The sequence below is a fragment of the Vibrio metschnikovii CIP 69.14 genome, assembly GCF_000176155.1.
Classification (GTDB): Bacteria; Pseudomonadota; Gammaproteobacteria; order Enterobacterales; family Vibrionaceae; genus Vibrio; species Vibrio metschnikovii.
On the sequence record NZ_ACZO01000010.1, the window covers coordinates 38,083 to 54,221 of the forward strand.

10 protein-coding genes, 5 tRNA genes, 2 rRNA genes and 3 pseudogenes are annotated in these 16,139 nt (G+C 44.0%); 3 read left to right on the forward strand and 17 right to left on the reverse strand.

The genetic code is table 11. The features are described from left to right. Positions 1 to 14: 14 nt before the first annotated feature. From rpoB to VIB_RS16960, 12 genes and pseudogenes are all read right to left on the reverse strand, one after another. Positions 15 to 4,044, reverse strand: a pseudogene (gene rpoB, locus VIB_RS16905) (DNA-directed RNA polymerase subunit beta). Between the two features lie 240 nt (positions 4,045 to 4,284). Further along, positions 4,285 to 4,650: a 50S ribosomal protein L7/L12 gene (gene rplL, locus VIB_RS16910; RefSeq protein ID WP_004397645.1), complete on the reverse strand. Its 366-nt coding sequence runs from the start codon at positions 4,648 to 4,650 to the stop codon at positions 4,285 to 4,287. 59 nt (positions 4,651 to 4,709) lie between these two features. Continuing rightward, on the reverse strand, positions 4,710 to 5,204 hold the full coding sequence (rplJ, locus tag VIB_RS16915; protein ID WP_004397646.1) for a 50S ribosomal protein L10: 495 nt from the start codon (positions 5,202 to 5,204) through the stop codon (positions 4,710 to 4,712). A 271-nt stretch (positions 5,205 to 5,475) separates the two neighbouring features. Continuing rightward, entirely contained in the window at positions 5,476 to 6,177 is a 702-nt protein-coding gene (gene rplA / locus VIB_RS16920) for a 50S ribosomal protein L1 (protein WP_004397647.1), read from the reverse strand. 4 nt (positions 6,178 to 6,181) lie between these two features. Continuing rightward, a complete protein-coding gene (rplK, locus tag VIB_RS16925) occupies positions 6,182 to 6,610 on the reverse strand; it encodes a 50S ribosomal protein L11 (protein WP_004397648.1) in 429 nt (142 codons plus the stop codon). A 130-nt stretch (positions 6,611 to 6,740) separates the two neighbouring features. Further along, positions 6,741 to 7,289 (reverse strand): transcription termination/antitermination protein NusG, encoded by a 549-nt coding sequence (gene nusG / locus VIB_RS16930; protein WP_004397649.1) that lies wholly within the window; start codon positions 7,287 to 7,289, stop codon positions 6,741 to 6,743. A gap of 12 nt (positions 7,290 to 7,301) precedes the next feature. Further along, complete coding sequence (gene secE, locus VIB_RS16935; protein WP_004397650.1) at positions 7,302 to 7,682, reverse strand: preprotein translocase subunit SecE; 381 nt, start codon at positions 7,680 to 7,682, stop codon at positions 7,302 to 7,304. Positions 7,683 to 7,922: 240 nt separating this feature from the next. Next, positions 7,923 to 9,107 carry an elongation factor Tu gene (gene tuf / locus VIB_RS16940; RefSeq protein ID WP_004397651.1) on the reverse strand — a complete coding sequence of 395 codons (1,185 nt, stop codon included), beginning with the start codon at positions 9,105 to 9,107 and terminating at the stop codon, positions 7,923 to 7,925. A 104-nt stretch (positions 9,108 to 9,211) separates the two neighbouring features. Further along, positions 9,212 to 9,287 (reverse strand) — tRNA-Thr (locus VIB_RS16945). Between the two features lie 13 nt (positions 9,288 to 9,300). Next, a tRNA-Gly gene (locus VIB_RS16950) sits at positions 9,301 to 9,375 on the reverse strand. 35 nt (positions 9,376 to 9,410) lie between these two features. After that, positions 9,411 to 9,495: transfer RNA gene (locus VIB_RS16955), tRNA-Tyr, on the reverse strand. Between the two features lie 27 nt (positions 9,496 to 9,522). Further along, positions 9,523 to 9,598, reverse strand: a tRNA-Thr gene (locus VIB_RS16960). A gap of 205 nt (positions 9,599 to 9,803) precedes the next feature. Here VIB_RS16960 and coaA point away from each other — a divergent pair. After that, entirely contained in the window at positions 9,804 to 10,727 is a 924-nt protein-coding gene (gene coaA / locus VIB_RS16965) for a type I pantothenate kinase (protein WP_040905856.1), read from the forward strand. A gap of 150 nt (positions 10,728 to 10,877) precedes the next feature. On the opposite strand, the gene birA is transcribed toward coaA, so the two are convergent. Beyond that, positions 10,878 to 11,846 carry a bifunctional biotin--[acetyl-CoA-carboxylase] ligase/biotin operon repressor BirA gene (gene birA / locus VIB_RS16970; RefSeq protein ID WP_004397653.1) on the reverse strand — a complete coding sequence of 323 codons (969 nt, stop codon included), beginning with the start codon at positions 11,844 to 11,846 and terminating at the stop codon, positions 10,878 to 10,880. Beyond that, positions 11,846 to 12,887: pseudogene (gene murB, locus VIB_RS16975) on the reverse strand (UDP-N-acetylmuramate dehydrogenase). The gene birA and the pseudogene murB overlap by 1 nt, the downstream one beginning before the upstream one ends. 71 nt (positions 12,888 to 12,958) lie before the next feature. Between murB and VIB_RS16980 the strand changes: the two are divergent. Continuing rightward, on the forward strand, positions 12,959 to 13,387 hold the full coding sequence (locus VIB_RS16980) for a GNAT family N-acetyltransferase (protein WP_040905868.1): 429 nt from the start codon (positions 12,959 to 12,961) through the stop codon (positions 13,385 to 13,387). Between the two features lie 89 nt (positions 13,388 to 13,476). Beyond that, positions 13,477 to 14,818 (forward strand): annotated as a pseudogene (gene pssA / locus VIB_RS16985) (CDP-diacylglycerol--serine O-phosphatidyltransferase). Between the two features lie 227 nt (positions 14,819 to 15,045). Here pssA and VIB_RS16990 read toward each other — a convergent pair. From VIB_RS16990 to VIB_RS17000, 3 genes are all read right to left on the reverse strand, one after another. Next, a tRNA-Asp gene (locus VIB_RS16990) sits at positions 15,046 to 15,122 on the reverse strand. 86 nt (positions 15,123 to 15,208) lie between these two features. After that, a 5S ribosomal RNA gene (gene rrf / locus VIB_RS16995) occupies positions 15,209 to 15,324 on the reverse strand. A gap of 87 nt (positions 15,325 to 15,411) precedes the next feature. Next, positions 15,412 to 16,139, reverse strand: a 23S ribosomal RNA gene (locus VIB_RS17000); the annotation flags it as partial.

The window sequence follows — 16,139 nt, forward strand, 5'->3', positions numbered from 1 at the left end:
GGGAACCTTAAGGTTTACTCTTCGTCTTCTAGCTCGATGTTGATACCTAGCGAGCGAATCTCTTTCAACAATACGTTGAACGATTCAGGCATACCAGGTTCCATCGCGTGGTTACCGTCTACAATGTTCTTATACATCTTCGTACGGCCGTTAACGTCATCTGACTTAACGGTAAGCATTTCTTGTAACGTGTAAGCGGCACCGTAGGCTTCTAGTGCCCACACTTCCATCTCACCAAAACGCTGACCACCGAACTGTGCTTTACCACCCAGAGGTTGCTGAGTAACCAAGCTATAAGAACCAGTTGAACGGGCATGCATCTTATCATCCACTAAGTGGTTCAATTTCAGCATGTACATATAACCAACCGTAACCGGACGCTCAAAGGCATCTCCCGTACGACCATCAAACAGAGTTAACTGTCCAGAAGTCGGTAGGTCGGCCAATTGCAACATCTCTTTAATAGACGCTTCATTCGCACCATCAAAGACTGGAGTCGCAACCGTTAAGCCATTGCGTAGGTTATTGGCTAAAGTACGCACTTCATCATCAGATAAAGCCGCGATGTCAACCGACTGACGAGTCTCGCCAAGGTCGTAAACCTTTTGTAGGAACTCACGCAGCTTCGCTAGCTCTTGTTGTTCCTTGATCATCTGGTTGATCTTATCGCCGATACCTTTGGCCGCGAGACCTAAGTGAACTTCTAAGATCTGACCGATGTTCATCCGCGATGGTACACCTAGTGGGTTCAGTACGATATCGACTGGCTGACCATTCTCATCATACGGCATGTCTTCCACAGGGTTGATCTTCGAGATAACACCTTTGTTACCATGACGACCCGCCATCTTATCACCCGGCTGGATGCGACGCTTAACCGCTAAGTAAACTTTTACGATCTTAAGAACGCCAGGTGCTAAATCATCACCTTGAGTGATCTTACGACGCTTGGTTTCAAACTTCTTATCAAAGTCAGCTTTTAGCTCATCCCACTGCTCAGCAAGCTGTTCAAGTTGGTTTTGTAGCTCCTCGTCTTCCAAGGTTTGCTCTAACCATTTCTTGCGCTCAATAGAATCAAGCTTCGCGTCCGAGTAACCACCAGCAACAAGTACAGAACGAACACGTGCTAATAGACCACCTTCAAGAATCTGGAACTCTTCAGTTAGGTCTTTTTTAGCTTCTTTCAGCTGCATGTGCTCAATTTCAAGCGCACGCTTGTCTTTCTCTACACCATCGCGAGTGAAAACTTGTACGTCAATAACCGTACCAGCCACTGAATTTGGAACGCGTAATGAGGTATCTTTAACGTCAGAAGCTTTCTCACCGAAGATAGCACGTAATAGCTTCTCTTCTGGAGTGAGCTGAGTTTCACCTTTTGGTGTTACTTTACCGACAAGGATGTCGCCACCCTTAACTTCTGCACCGATATAAACGATACCTGACTCATCAAGTTTAGATAATGCCGCTTCACCAACGTTGGGAATATCCGCCGTGATCTCTTCGGCACCAAGCTTAGTATCACGAGCCACACAAGACAGTTCTTGAATGTGGATGGTGGTAAAGCGGTCATCTTGAACAACGCGCTCTGAAACTAAGATTGAGTCTTCGAAGTTATAACCGTTCCAAGGCATGAACGCGATACGCATGTTCTGGCCTAGTGCTAGCTCACCTAAATCAGTAGATGGACCATCTGCCAATACATCACCACGACCCACAGGTTCACCAGGCATCACACAAGGACGCTGGTTAATACAGGTGTTTTGGTTCGAACGGGTATATTTGGTTAAGTTATAGATATCAATACCAGCTTCGCCAGGAATTAACTCTTCTTCATTAACCTTAACCACGATACGAGATGCATCAACCGACTGGATAACACCGCCACGATTCGCAACCACAGTTACACCAGAGTCAACAGCTACATTGCGCTCAATACCCGTACCAACAAATGGCTTTTCAGCACGTAGTGTCGGTACTGCTTGACGTTGCATGTTTGCACCCATCAAAGCACGGTTCGCATCATCGTGTTCTAGGAACGGAATCAAAGATGCAGCTATCGATACCACTTGGTTAGTCGCAACGTCCATGTAATCAACATGTTCACGCGGGTGAAGACCTGATTCACCTTTCTGACGAGCAGTGATCAGTTCATCAGCAAAACGGCTATCATCAGTAAGCTTGGCGTTCGCCTGAGCAATAACAAATTGGCCTTCTTCAATCGCTGATAAATAATCAACTTCATCAGTCACAACGCCATCGACAACTCGACGGTATGGTGTTTCAAGGAAGCCATATTCATTACAACGAGCAAAAGCAGACAAAGAGTTGATTAGACCGATGTTTGGACCTTCTGGTGTTTCGATTGGACATAAACGACCATAGTGGGTTACGTGTACGTCACGAACTTCGAAACCAGCACGTTCACGAGTCAAACCACCCGGACCTAAAGCAGAAATACGACGCTTATGCGTGACTTCTGATAGCGGGTTGTTCTGATCCATAAACTGAGACAGTTGTGAAGAACCAAAGAATTCTTTTACTGCAGCAGAAATTGGTTTGGCATTGATCAAGTCTTGTGGCATCACGTTATCGAGATCGCCTAAGCTTAGACGCTCTTTTACTGCGCGTTCAACACGGACTAGACCAACACGGAATTGGTTTTCTGCCATTTCGCCAACACTACGAATACGACGGTTACCAAGATGGTCGATATCATCAACCTCCCCTTTACCGTTACGAATCGCGATTAGCTTTTTCATCACTTCGATGATATCAGTTTCATCGAGTGTGCCTTGCTCTTCTGCGTCTGTACGCTCAATAGAACTATTGAACTTCATACGACCTACGGTTGATAAGTCATAACGCTCAGGAGAGAAGAATAAACTTTCGAATAGCGCTTCAGCCGCTTCTTTCGTTGGCGGCTCGCCAGGGCGCATCATGCGGTAGATTTCAACTAACGCCGAAATTCGGTCAGAGGTACTGTCAACACGTAGTGTTTCAGACATGAACGGACCGTTATCAAGATCGTTCGTAAAGAGAACTTCCAGCTTTTTGTAACCCGCTTGAGATAAAATGAGCGAGTACTTCCAAAGTAACTTCTTGGTTAGCGGCAAGGATCACTTCACCCGTCGCTTCATTGATGTAGTCTTTGGCTGAAATCTTGCCGACAATATAATCAACAGGAACTTCAATAAAACTGACTTCATCTTTTTCAAGCTGACGAATATGACGCGCAGTGACACGACGACCTTTTTCGACATAAACCTTACCATTAGATTCAATATCAAACGTTGCCGTTTCACCACGTAAACGCTCAGGCACCAACTCCATCATCAGAGTTTGGTCTTTGACTTCAAACTTAACTTTGTCAAAGAAGGTGTCTAGAACTTGTTCTGTGGTTTTACCTAGCGCACGCAAAATAATTGACGCAGGCAGCTTACGACGACGGTCAATACGTACGTATAGGTTATCTTTAGGATCGAACTCAAAGTCGAGCCATGAACCACGGTAAGGGATCACGCGTGCGTTATAAAGCACTTTACCAGAAGAGTGGGTTTTACCCTTATCGCTGTCGAAGAACACGCCTGGGCTTCGGTGCAGCTGGGATACGATAACCCGCTCAGTACCATTAATGACAAAGGTACCATTATCTGTCATGAGTGGAATTTCACCCATGTAGACTTCTTGTTCTTTAATATCTTTAACCGTGCCTGCCGGCGCGTCTTTGTCAAAGATCACTAGGCGTAATTTTACGCGTAGAGGTTTAGAATAAGTTACACCACGGATTTGACATTCTTTAACGTCAAAAACTGGCTCACCAAGACGGTAGCTAACGTATTGCAGCTCTGAATTGCCGTTGTAGCTCTGGATTGGAAATACAGAACGAAAAGCAGCTTCAAGACCGTATTGCCCTTCTGGATCCTGTTCGATAAATTTTTCGAACGAATCAAGCTGGATCGATAGCAGGTATGGAATGTCCAATACTTGTGGACGAGTACCAAAGTCCTTACGGATGCGCTTTTTCTCGGTATAAGAGTAAACCATGGGGTTCCTCAGCTCGCTGATAAGTGACCCAAACTGTCCGCCTTTATTAAAAGGGGTAGGACAGTGACTAAATCGCTGTTTACTGTAGTGGCATCTCATATCGTTATGATTTAGATGCTTTTTGCAAGAATATGGAACGCTTAAACAGCGGGAAAATTCGCCCATACCCTACAGCGCAAAAAGGCTGGTGGTCAATAAACCACCAGCCATTAGCCTTTCGGCTAAGGAATTAAGTAATAATTACTTAACTTCAACAGTTGCACCAGCTTCTTCTAGCTGAGCTTTAAGAGCGTCAGCTTCAGCTTTGTCGATGCCTTCTTTTAGAGGTGCTGGAGCGCCGTCAACTAGTGCTTTAGCTTCTTTTAGGCCAAGACCAGTTGCGCCACGTACTGCTTTGATTACAGCAACTTTGTTTGCGCCAGCAGCAGTTAGAATTACGTCGAATTCAGTTTGCTCTTCAACTTCAGCAGCAGCAGCGCCGCCAGAAACTACTGCAGCTGCAGCAGAAACACCGAACTTCTCTTCCATAGCAGAGATAAGTTCAACAACTTGCATTACAGACATTTCTGCAATAGCGTCTAGGATTTGCTCGTTAGTAATAGACATAACAATTCTCTTTTAAGTCAACAATAAGTTTATTTAGCAACCAATAAAAAGCAAGGCAATTAAGCCGCTTCAGCTTCTTTTTGATCGCGGATAGCAGCGATAGTACGCGCCAGCTTGCCAGCAGAAGCTTCTTTCATGCACATCATTAGTCGTGCAATTGCTTCGTCGTAAGTTGGTAGTGTCGCTAGTACTTCAGCGTCAGTAATTACGCCTTCAAATGCAGCTGCTTTGATCTCAAATGCTTTGTTCTCTTTAGCGAAGTCTTTAAAAAGACGCGCTGCAGCACCTGGGTGCTCGTTAGAGAATCCGATCAAAGTAGGACCTACGAATACGTCTTTCAGACATTCGTAAGCTGTGCCTTCTACAGCGCGACGTGCTAGAGTATTACGAACAACTCTCAGGTAAACACCCGCTTCACGCGCTTGTTTACGTAGAGAAGTCATCGCGCCTACTTGAACGCCACGAGAGTCAGCAACAACTGCAGAAAGTGCACCACTGGCCGCTTCGTTGACTTCAGCAACAATTGCTTTTTTGTCTTGAAGATTTAAAGCCATCTTGGATTGCTCCTGGTTGTCGTTACACCACTCACTATTATCACAACAGTGAGAGATTATTAGGTGCAGTCCCAGAAGAAAGGTAACTTATAAAAATAAGAGCTTTCTGTCAGTTCGGGCACCATCTACGTAGGTTTTATTAAGTTATCGAATTGATAACGCCTACGGTCTTGGACGGAGACTGTGTCATAGTTCAAAGAACCAAAGTTCAGCCCCAACCACAAATATTAGGCGCAAAATTATACATAAATTTCGCGCCTAAGCAAAGGAATTATATTTTAGTGTTCAGCGTTAACTGATCAACAGCAACACCTGCACCCATCGTCGTAGAGATGCTTACTTTCTTCACGTAAGTACCTTTCGCTGATGATGGTTTTGCTTTCTTAAGCGCAACAAGCAGAGCTTCTAAGTTCTCTTGCAGTTGGTTAGCTTCGAAAGTCACTTTGCCGATAGTGCTGTGGATAATACCGTTCTTGTCATTACGGTAACGAACCTGGCCTGCTTTCGCATTTTTCACTGCTTCAGCAACGTTAGGAGTTACAGTACCAACTTTCGGGTTTGGCATTAGACCACGAGGACCAAGAATGGTACCCAATTGACCAACAACACGCATTGCATCTGGAGAAGCAATCACAACGTCGAAGTTCATTTCACCTTTTTTCACTTGCTCAGCAAGATCTTCCATACCCACTAGGTCTGCACCAGCAGCTTTAGCCGCTTCAGCATTAGCACCTTGAGTGAATACTGCAACGCGAACGTCACGACCAGTACCGTGTGGTAGTACAGTTGCACCACGTACGTTTTGGTCAGATTTACGAGCATCGATACCGAGGTTCACAGCAACATCTACAGATTCAACAAATTTAGCTGTCGCTAGTTCTTTAAGAAGAGCAACTGCTTCGTTGATTTCGTATTCTTTTGTTGCGTCAACTTTTTCACGAATTGTACGCATGCGCTTAGTTAATTTTGCCATGATCTTAACCCTCTACCACTAGGCCCATTGAACGAGCAGTACCCGCAATAGAACGTTTCATCGCTTCAATATCAGCACCAGTCATATCAGCAGCTTTTAGTTCTGCGATTTCTTGGATTTGTGCGTCAGTGATCGTACCCACTTTTTCAGTGTTTGGACGACCAGAACCAGACTTAAGGCCAGCCGCTTTCTTAAGTAGAACTGCTGCAGGAGGAGTCTTAGTGATGAACGTAAAAGAACGGTCGCTGTATACAGTGATAACAACTGGAGTTGGTAGACCTTTCTCCATTGATTCTGTTTTTGCGTTGAACGCTTTACAGAATTCCATGATGTTAACACCTTTTTGACCTAGAGCAGGACCAACTGGTGGACTTGGGTTTGCCATACCAGCTGCAACTTGCAACTTGATATAAGCTTCAACTTTCTTAGCCATGATATTTCCTAATGATTGGGTGCAAACGCTAATATATTTATCAGCTCCCCAGTTTTACATAATGCCCGTAAAAAGGCGCGAAATTATAATCTTATCTCACGCTTTTCACAAGACTTAAATAGATGCTATTTTAGTCAAGTTTTTCTACTTGACCAAATTCGAGTTCAACTGGCGTTGCACGACCAAAGATAGAGACAGACACTTTCAGGCGACTTTTATCGTAATCGGTCTCTTCTACCGTACCATTGAAATCAGCAAATGGACCTTCTGTAACACGGACCACTTCACCGACCTCAAACATCGTTTTCGGACGTGGAGCTTCACTCGCTTTTTCTAAACGGTTCAAGATCGCATCGGCTTCTTTATCAGTAATTGGTGCTGGTCTATCCGAAGTGCCACCAATGAAGCCCATTACACGAGGAACACTACGTACCAAATGCCATGACTCATCATTCATAACCATTTGTACCAGCACGTAACCTGGGAAGAATTTACGCTCGCTCTTGCGACGTTGGCCTGCGCGCATCTCCACCACTTCTTCCGTTGGAACCAGCACTTCACCAAAGTGCTCTTCCATCGCATGCATTTTTATATGCTCACGAAGTGATTGAGCGACACGACCTTCAAACCCAGAAAAGGCTTGAACGACATACCAGCGTTTTTTTGGAGCTTCACTCATGTATTAAACCCTCTATACTCCAGTCACAAAAGACACTAGACGAACCATAATTCCATCAATGCCCCAAAGTGCTAAAGCCATTACAATACTTACAGCTAACACGATTAATGTTGTTTGCATGGTTTCTTGACGCGTAGGCCACACCACTTTACGAACCTCCATCCGAGATTCGCGTGCAAAAACAATCGCAGCTTGACCTTTTACTGTGGTTGCCGCAACGCCAAGAGCGCCGGCAATTAACACAATGACACCTGCAGCACGTGCGACTACAGACCACTCACCATACAGGTAATTACCTACAACAGCAGCGGCCAACAATACGAAGGTAATGACCCACTTCAACGTATCTAGCGCATTTGAGCTATCAGGAGTTTCAGCATTATTAGCTTTCATAAACCAACCTGTCACAAGTCTTACTATAGACGACAACAGCCCCGCTGTTGCAGGGCAAATCCATTTCATCAGCTACACGGCTGATATACTGATTTTGACCAAGAAATAGTCTCGGCCCCTAAATTTCATGCTAGCGCTTGATGATAAAACAAACAAAGTGACTAACTGTGTAGAAAAAGGGCATCAAATGATGCCCTTTTTGCTACTGGATAGTCAAATCATTCTTCACAGAAACTGTGATTAAGCGATAACTTTAGCTACAACACCAGCGCCTACTGTACGGCCACCTTCACGAATAGCAAAACGTAGACCTTCGTCCATCGCGATTGGTGCAATTAGCTCTACAACCATCTTGATGTTGTCGCCTGGCATTACCATCTCTACGCCTTCTGGTAGAGAAATGTCACCAGTTACGTCCGTTGTACGGAAGTAGAACTGTGGACGGTAGCCTTTGAAGAATGGAGTATGACGGCCACCTTCATCTTTTGACAGTACGTATACTTCTGATTCAAACTTCGTGTGTGGAGTGATTGAACCAGGCTTCGCTAGTACTTGACCACGTTCTACGTCATCACGCTTAGTACCACGTAGTAGTGCACCTACGTTCTCACCTGCACGACCTTCGTCAAGCAGCTTACGGAACATCTCTACACCTGTACAAGTAGTAGTCGTTGTATCTTTGATACCAACGATGGCAACTTCGTCACCTACACGTAGAATACCACGCTCGATACGACCTGTTACTACGGTACCACGACCTTGAATTGAGAATACGTCTTCGATTGGCATTAGGAATGCTTGGTCTACTGCACGCTCAGGCTCTGGAATGTATGAATCTAGCGCTTCTGCTAGTTCTACAATCTTCGCTTCCCACTGCTCTTCACCGTTCAATGCACCTAGTGCTGAACCTTGAATTACTGGTAGGTCGTCGCCTGGGAAATCGTACTCAGAAAGAAGTTCACGAACTTCCATCTCTACAAGTTCTAACAACTCTTCATCATCTACCATGTCACATTTGTTCATGAATACAACGATGTAAGGGATACCAACCTGACGGCCTAGTAGGATGTGCTCACGAGTTTGTGGCATTGGGCCATCTGTCGCAGCAACAACTAGGATACCACCGTCCATTTGCGCAGCACCTGTGATCATGTTTTTAACATAGTCAGCGTGTCCTGGGCAGTCTACGTGTGCGTAGTGACGTGATGGAGTTTGGTATTCTACGTGTGAAGTAGAAATAGTAATACCGCGCTCACGCTCTTCTGGAGCATTGTCGATTGACGCGAAGTCTTTCGCTTCACCGCCGTATACTTTTGCAAGTACAGTACAGATAGCTGCTGTTAGAGTGGTTTTACCGTGGTCAACGTGGCCGATAGTACCAACGTTTACGTGCGGTTTCGTACGTTCAAATTTTGCTTTAGACATGAGTTGTCCCTCTAGGTACGGATGTATGTGGCTTTGTTTATGACCACGCAACCAAAAAAAGTTCGGTAATAATTATATAGTAAAAGGAAATCTTTGCTTAGAGCTGGTGCTGATAGGCAGACTCGAACTGCCGACCTCATCCTTACCAAGGATGCGCTCTACCACCTGAGCTATATCAGCACTCTAAAATGAGTGGAGCGGGCAGCGGGAATCGAACCCGCATCATCAGCTTGGAAGGCTGAGGTAATAGCCATTATACGATGCCCGCAACACGTAACTCTGTGAGCTATTTCCTTTACAATATGGTGGAGGGGGACGGATTCGAACCATCGAAGGCGGAGCCGGCAGATTTACAGTCTGCTCCCTTTGGCCACTCGGGAACCCCTCCAAATTTTTATCTTCCGATTAAAGAAGATGGTGCCGACTACCGGAATCGAACTGGTGACCTACTGATTACAAGTCAGTTGCTCTACCTACTGAGCTAAGTCGGCATAAGTGGGGCGCATTCTATTGAATGATCTCAGCGCTTGCAAGTCTAATCGGCAAAAAAAAGCATTTTTTATTCGGCCTGAGCTTATTCGCTGTTTTTTTATTCATTTTTTTGCTTAATCGCCAATTCTCGTGCGTTTCTGATTTGCAATCTCAGTAGCATATTGTATGTTGCCTGCTTCTTCTAATACTACAACTGAACCTTTTATGAGCCCATATTTGTCTTTTGCTCGTCACCAATGGGCTGAGTTACGTAACTCAGTCACTATGACTCTGTCAGAACATGATCTGCAAGAATTACAAGGTATTAATGAAAGCCTAACGATGAAAGAAGCGGTAGAAATTTATCTTCCTTTGGCAAGGTTATTAAATTTGTATGTTGCGGCCAGACAAAGTCGTAATACCGTTCTCAACCAATTTTTAGGTCATGCAGAGAAAGCTCCGCCATTTATTATCGGTATTGCAGGTAGTGTAGCGGTAGGTAAAAGTACGACAGCACGCTTATTGAGAGCATTGCTCTCTCGTTGGGATAATCATCCTAAAGTTGAGTTAATCACTACTGATGGTTTTCTGTACCCTAATAGAATCTTGCATGAACGGAATATCATGCATAAAAAAGGCTTTCCAGAATCATACGATATTCGACGCTTGGTGCAGTTTGTCTCTGATGTAAAAGCAGGACAACCTCATGTTACTGCGCCCATTTACTCGCATTTAACCTACGATATCACTTCTCAACAGAAAATTGTCGATCGGCCAGACGTTTTAATTATTGAAGGGTTAAATGTATTACAAAGTGGCATGGATTACCCTCATGATCCACATCGGGTCTTCATCTCTGATTTTTTAGATTTTTCTATCTATGTTGATGCCGATGCTGAATTAATTGAAAAATGGTATATCGATCGCTTTATGAAGTTTCGTCATGGGGCCTTTAAAAAGCCAGAATCATACTTCAATCACTATACACAGTTGACTGAGCAAGAAGCGAAAGCCAAAGCGCAACATATATGGAACTCAATCAATGGTAAAAATCTCCAAGAAAACATTTTACCCACCAAAGAGCGAGCTCAATTAATTTTAAGGAAAGGGCTTTGCCATAGTGTTGAAGAAGTACTGTTACGCAAGTAAATCAGACAATGCGATACTCTGGTTGAATTGAAAATGACTTGATCTAGTGAAGCTTAAACAGCACAACTTTAAAAAGTCATTTTCTACTCTAATGTCAAGTTATTATGGCAGAAGCTTTTCATCATTAATCGGTCGTTCAAAGGCAATAACTTATTCGTCATCACCTTTGCGTAAAGAAATTTCACCACCAAGATAACTTTTTATTCCTTCAGGCGTTTCAAGTAAAACACCACCACTCTGATCAATACCTCGCTCAATTCCAGTAATTTTATTCGGTCCAATGATGAGGTGAACTCGACGACCTAAAAAGTTATCCAACCGATTCCAACGCTCAACAAACTCTTGCATGCCGTGCTGTTCATAGTTCTCCAGTGATCGATTTAGAGCTTGTATAAGTTTAATCACCAATTGGTTGCGATCGATATCCTCTTGACCAAGCACTTGTGACAAACTGGTCCAAGGCTGATCAATAGCTATATTTTCATCTTGCATAATCAGGTTCATACCGATACCGATCACTAAGTGAGCCGCTCCGCCCGCTTGCCCCGACATTTCAACCAGAATTCCTGCTAATTTACGGTCTTGATAATAAAGATCATTCGGCCATTTCAATTTAATCCCATTAAGGCCCATTTCCTCAAGTGCTTCTACTATCGCAACTCCAATGACGAGGCTTAAGCCCATCGCGGCAGCCATACCCGCATCTAAACGCCAGTACATGGAGAAATAAAGGTTAGAACCAAAAGGCGAGACCCAATGCCGCCCCCGGCGACCACGACCCTTATTTTGATATTCAGCGATACAAACCGTTCCAGAGGAGATCATGTGCGAATTATCTAATAAATATTGATTGGTTGAATCAATAATAGGATGCAATTCAACAGGGTTAGTTACTTGAGAACGAATACGATGCTCATCCAACATCATCAGCGGTCGAGCAAGCTGATAACCTTTGCCTTGCACCCGATGAATATCCATTCCCCATTGTTGAATACCTTGAATATGTTTACTGATGGCTGCTCGCGACATGCCAAGCAATTCTCCCAGTGCCTCACCAGAGTGAAAATGTCCATCAGAGAGCATCTTTAATAAGCGTAACTTAACACTGTGATCTTTCATTATTTCGTCTCTATTAACGCTGATAAGTGAGTTTCTGAGACTGAACCAATAAAGCGCACTTCATGCTCAAGAGGGACTTTAAACTTATCGTATACCGTCTTACAAATTTGCTTTGCTAAACCAATAATATCTCGTGCCGTTGCATTGTTCTTATTGATGATGACTAAGGCTTGTTTGGGGTGCACTTGTGCTCCACCGAACGTATATCCCTTTAATCCTGCTTGTTCAATTAGCCAACCTGCCGCTAATTTAACACCTTGCTCTGTAGGATAAGCGACCAGATTTGGACACTGCTTTTTTAAAGTTTCAAACACGGCTTGATCAACCACTGGGTTTTTAAAAAAACTGCCCGCATTACCGAATACTACTGGATCTGGCAGTTTATCTTTTCTCACCTGACAAACGGTGTAATAGATATCCTCCGCCGTACAAGTCGATGGGCAAAGCTTGCAATGGTCCGTAAGACAAAAGAGGTTTCCAATCCTTACTTAGGCGCAGTCCTACTGCGACTACAAGCGCTTTACCACATAAATCTTGTTTGAAAATAGAGTCACGATAACCGAATTGACAGTCAGAAACGCTTAATCTTTTAATAGTGAAACTCTCTAAGCACAAGTAATCGACATAATGACAAACCGCCTTAAATTCTATGCCATAAGCACCAATATTTTGAATAGGTGCAGAACCAGCACAGCCCGGGATCAAGGCTAAGTTTTCTAATCCTGGTAAACCTTGCTGAATAGACCATTCGACTAAACTTGGCCAATCTTCTCCGCCGGCAACATGTAAGTAGTGAAAGTCAGCATCTTGTCTATGCTCAATACCTAACAGGCGATTGACCATCACCAAGCCTTGGTAAGGCTCGGTAAATAACACATTGCTTCCCTTACCTAACATCAATTTCGGCCGATCAGCCCACTCATCAGATTGATGCAGTACAATCAGATCATCGACAGATTCAATTACCGCTAAATATTGGCAAGTCTGATCAAGACCGAAAGTATGATAAGACTTAAGATTTGCATTATGATGTAGTTGCATGAGACTCTTTGCCTAAATAAAACTCATGCTATTCTACAACAGATACTTTGATAAGACAGATGCAAATACCAATTCTTCACTTTGAGCACGTTGAGACGCTAAAGCTACCCCTGATTAAACGTTTGTATAAACAGCACTATCCATCAGCTAAACCGAAAAGTGATGAGCTGATCATCGCGGCTTATGAAAACCACCATATCAAAGCCGTTGTTCGTTTTCGCTCAATTGCTGATTATCGATTATTGACTGGTATGGCCGTGGTGAGTGATGAGCGTTCAAAAGGGATTGGGCAAGCATTATTGCTCTACTGCAAAAAAAACATACTGAAACACAATGACTATTGTTTTGCTTATCCGCATCTGACATCCTTTTATACACTTGGTAATTTTTATACTCAGCGTCCAGACCAGCTTCCTGCAGAATTGCGAACACTGCTTACTCGCTACCAAGCGAGTGGTAAATCTCTTATTCCGATGATGTATAAAGATGACTTATGTTAAGAATAGAGCTCTTTTCTAGCTATCATTCACGTTATTTTGGTAATATACCCTGCTCGCAATTTTGCACATACGTAAGGTAAAGCATCACTATGATTGCTCGTAGAAATACAGTCGAACAACTGCCCACTATTGCGCAAGATCCTAATAAGTTTGATGTATTGCTGTCAGCTCAAGAGTTTCGTACTCATCTTATTGAGTCTATTCGTCTAGCCAGTAAACGCATCTATATCGTGGCTTTATACCTAGAAAACGACGATGCCGGACGCGAAATACTCACTGAGCTTTATAACGCTAAACAGCGTAATCCAGGATTAGATATTCACATTTGTGTCGATTGGCATCGAGCTCAGCGCGGGTTAATCGGTGCTGAGGCCTCTGCAGGGAATGCAACACTGTATTGTGACTTTAAACAGCGTTATCAACATGCTATCCCTGTACATGGCATTCCCGGTTCGCGGAAGAGAAGTCTTTGGCGTGCTTCATCTCAAAGGCTTTATCATCGATGACCAAGTGATCTATAGCGGAGCGAGTATTAATAACGTTTACCTGCACTATCAAGAACGTTACCGCTTTGATCGCTATCATACCTTAGATAATCAACTTCTCGCTGACACTATGGTTAACTTCATTCAACATACATTATTGGCTCATCCGGCCGTGAATGAATTATCTTGCACAGATAGGCCCAAAACAAAAGAGATCAAAACCGATATTCGCCAGTTTCGTGCAACGCTTACGGAAGCGAGCTACGACTTTTCAGCACAAGCGATTAATGCCGATCAAGTCGGTGTGACTCCACTTGTTGGTATTGGTAAGCGTCGAAATCATCTAAACCAGACTGTGATTGACCTACTTGCTCAGGCTGAACAAGAAATCTATATCTGTACACCCTATTTTAATTTTCCGCCTTCTGTGGCAAAAGAAGTAAAAAAAGCGATTAAACGAGGAGTCACCGTTCATATTATTGTTGGAGACAAAACTGCGAATGATTTCTATATAGCGCCTTCACAAGATTTCAAAACCATTGGCGGTTTACCTTATCTCTATGAACTCAATCTACGTCGCTTTGCAAAGATTAATGAAGCCAATATCGCTAGTCGAAAACTATCCATTCACTTATGGAAAGATGGTGACAACAGTTTCCACCTAAAAGGCATCTGGATAGATAAACGTTATATGCTGATCACAGGCAATAATCTTAACCCAAGAGCATGGAAACTCGATTTAGAGAACGCGTTACTTATCCAAGATAAACACGGACATCTCGTTGATAAATTTAGTAAAGAGATGGATAACATTTTACAGCATACGCAATTAGTCTGTACCTACAAACAAATTGAGAAGCTCGATAGTTATCCTGATGTCGTACAACGACTAATGAAAAGAATTACGCGTGTTAAAGCTGACCGAGTATTAAAGCAAATTCTTTAAAGAAAATAGCAGAAAGAAGCCGATAGTGATTCACTATCGGTTTTTTATTACTGATGAATCATTTTAACACAATCCTCATACAGCAATCTCGGTATTCTGTACTCCAACAGATAGCCAAAGAAAAGATCCAATGGATCCATTCTACTCTCTTCACACAGACCAAAACTTTTTATAAATTTACCCGATACAAAAAATCCCCAGCATTGCTGCTAGGGATCCTTTATCAGTGGCGGAGCGGACGGGACTCGAACCCGCGACCCCCGGCGTGACAGGCCGGTATTCTAACCAACTGAACTACCGCTCCACATTGTCTTGTTACTCGATAAAGTCTGATTGGCTGCTTTATTGAGTTTCTGTCTTCAGACCTTAGGTCTAAACACAAGTATTAAAGCCTGGCGATGTTCTACTCTCACATGGGGAGACCCCACACTACCATCGACGCTGTTTCGTTTCACTTCTGAGTTCGGCATGGAGTCAGGTGGGTCCAAAACGCTATGGTCGCCAAGCAAATTTGGTTAATTCGGAAAGCTGTTTTTCATTCTCTACACATTCAATGCACTTCTTTGAGTCCACCAAAACCCCTTGGGTGTTGTATGGTTAAGCCTCACGGGCAATTAGTACAGGTTAGCTCAACGCCTCACAGCGCTTACACACCCTGCCTATCAACGTTCTAGTCTCGAACAACCCTTTAGGACACTTATAGTGCCAGGGAGAACTCATCTCAGGGCTCGCTTCGCGCTTAGATGCTTTCAGCGCTTATCAATTCCGAACTTAGCTACCGGGCAATGCCACTGGCGTGACAACCCGAACACCAGAGGTTCGTCCACTCCGGTCCTCTCGTACTAGGAGCAGCCCCCTTCAATTCTCCAACGCCCACGGCAGATAGGGACCGAACTGTCTCACGACGTTCTAAACCCAGCTCGCGTACCACTTTAAATGGCGAACAGCCATACCCTTGGGACCGACTTCAGCCCCAGGATGTGATGAGCCGACATCGAGGTGCCAAACACCGCCGTCGATATGAACTCTTGGGCGGTATCAGCCTGTTATCCCCGGAGTACCTTTTATCCGTTGAGCGATGGCCCTTCCATTCAGAACCACCGGATCACTATGACCTGCTTTCGCACCTGCTCGAACCGTCATTCTCGCAGTTAAGCGGGCTTATGCCATTGCACTAACCTCACGATGTCCAACCGTGATTAGCCCACCTTCGTGCTCCTCCGTTACTCTTTGGGAGGAGACCGCCCCAGTCAAACTACCCACCAGGCACTGTCCGCAACCCCGATTAGGGGCCAACGTTAGAACATCAAAACTACAAGGG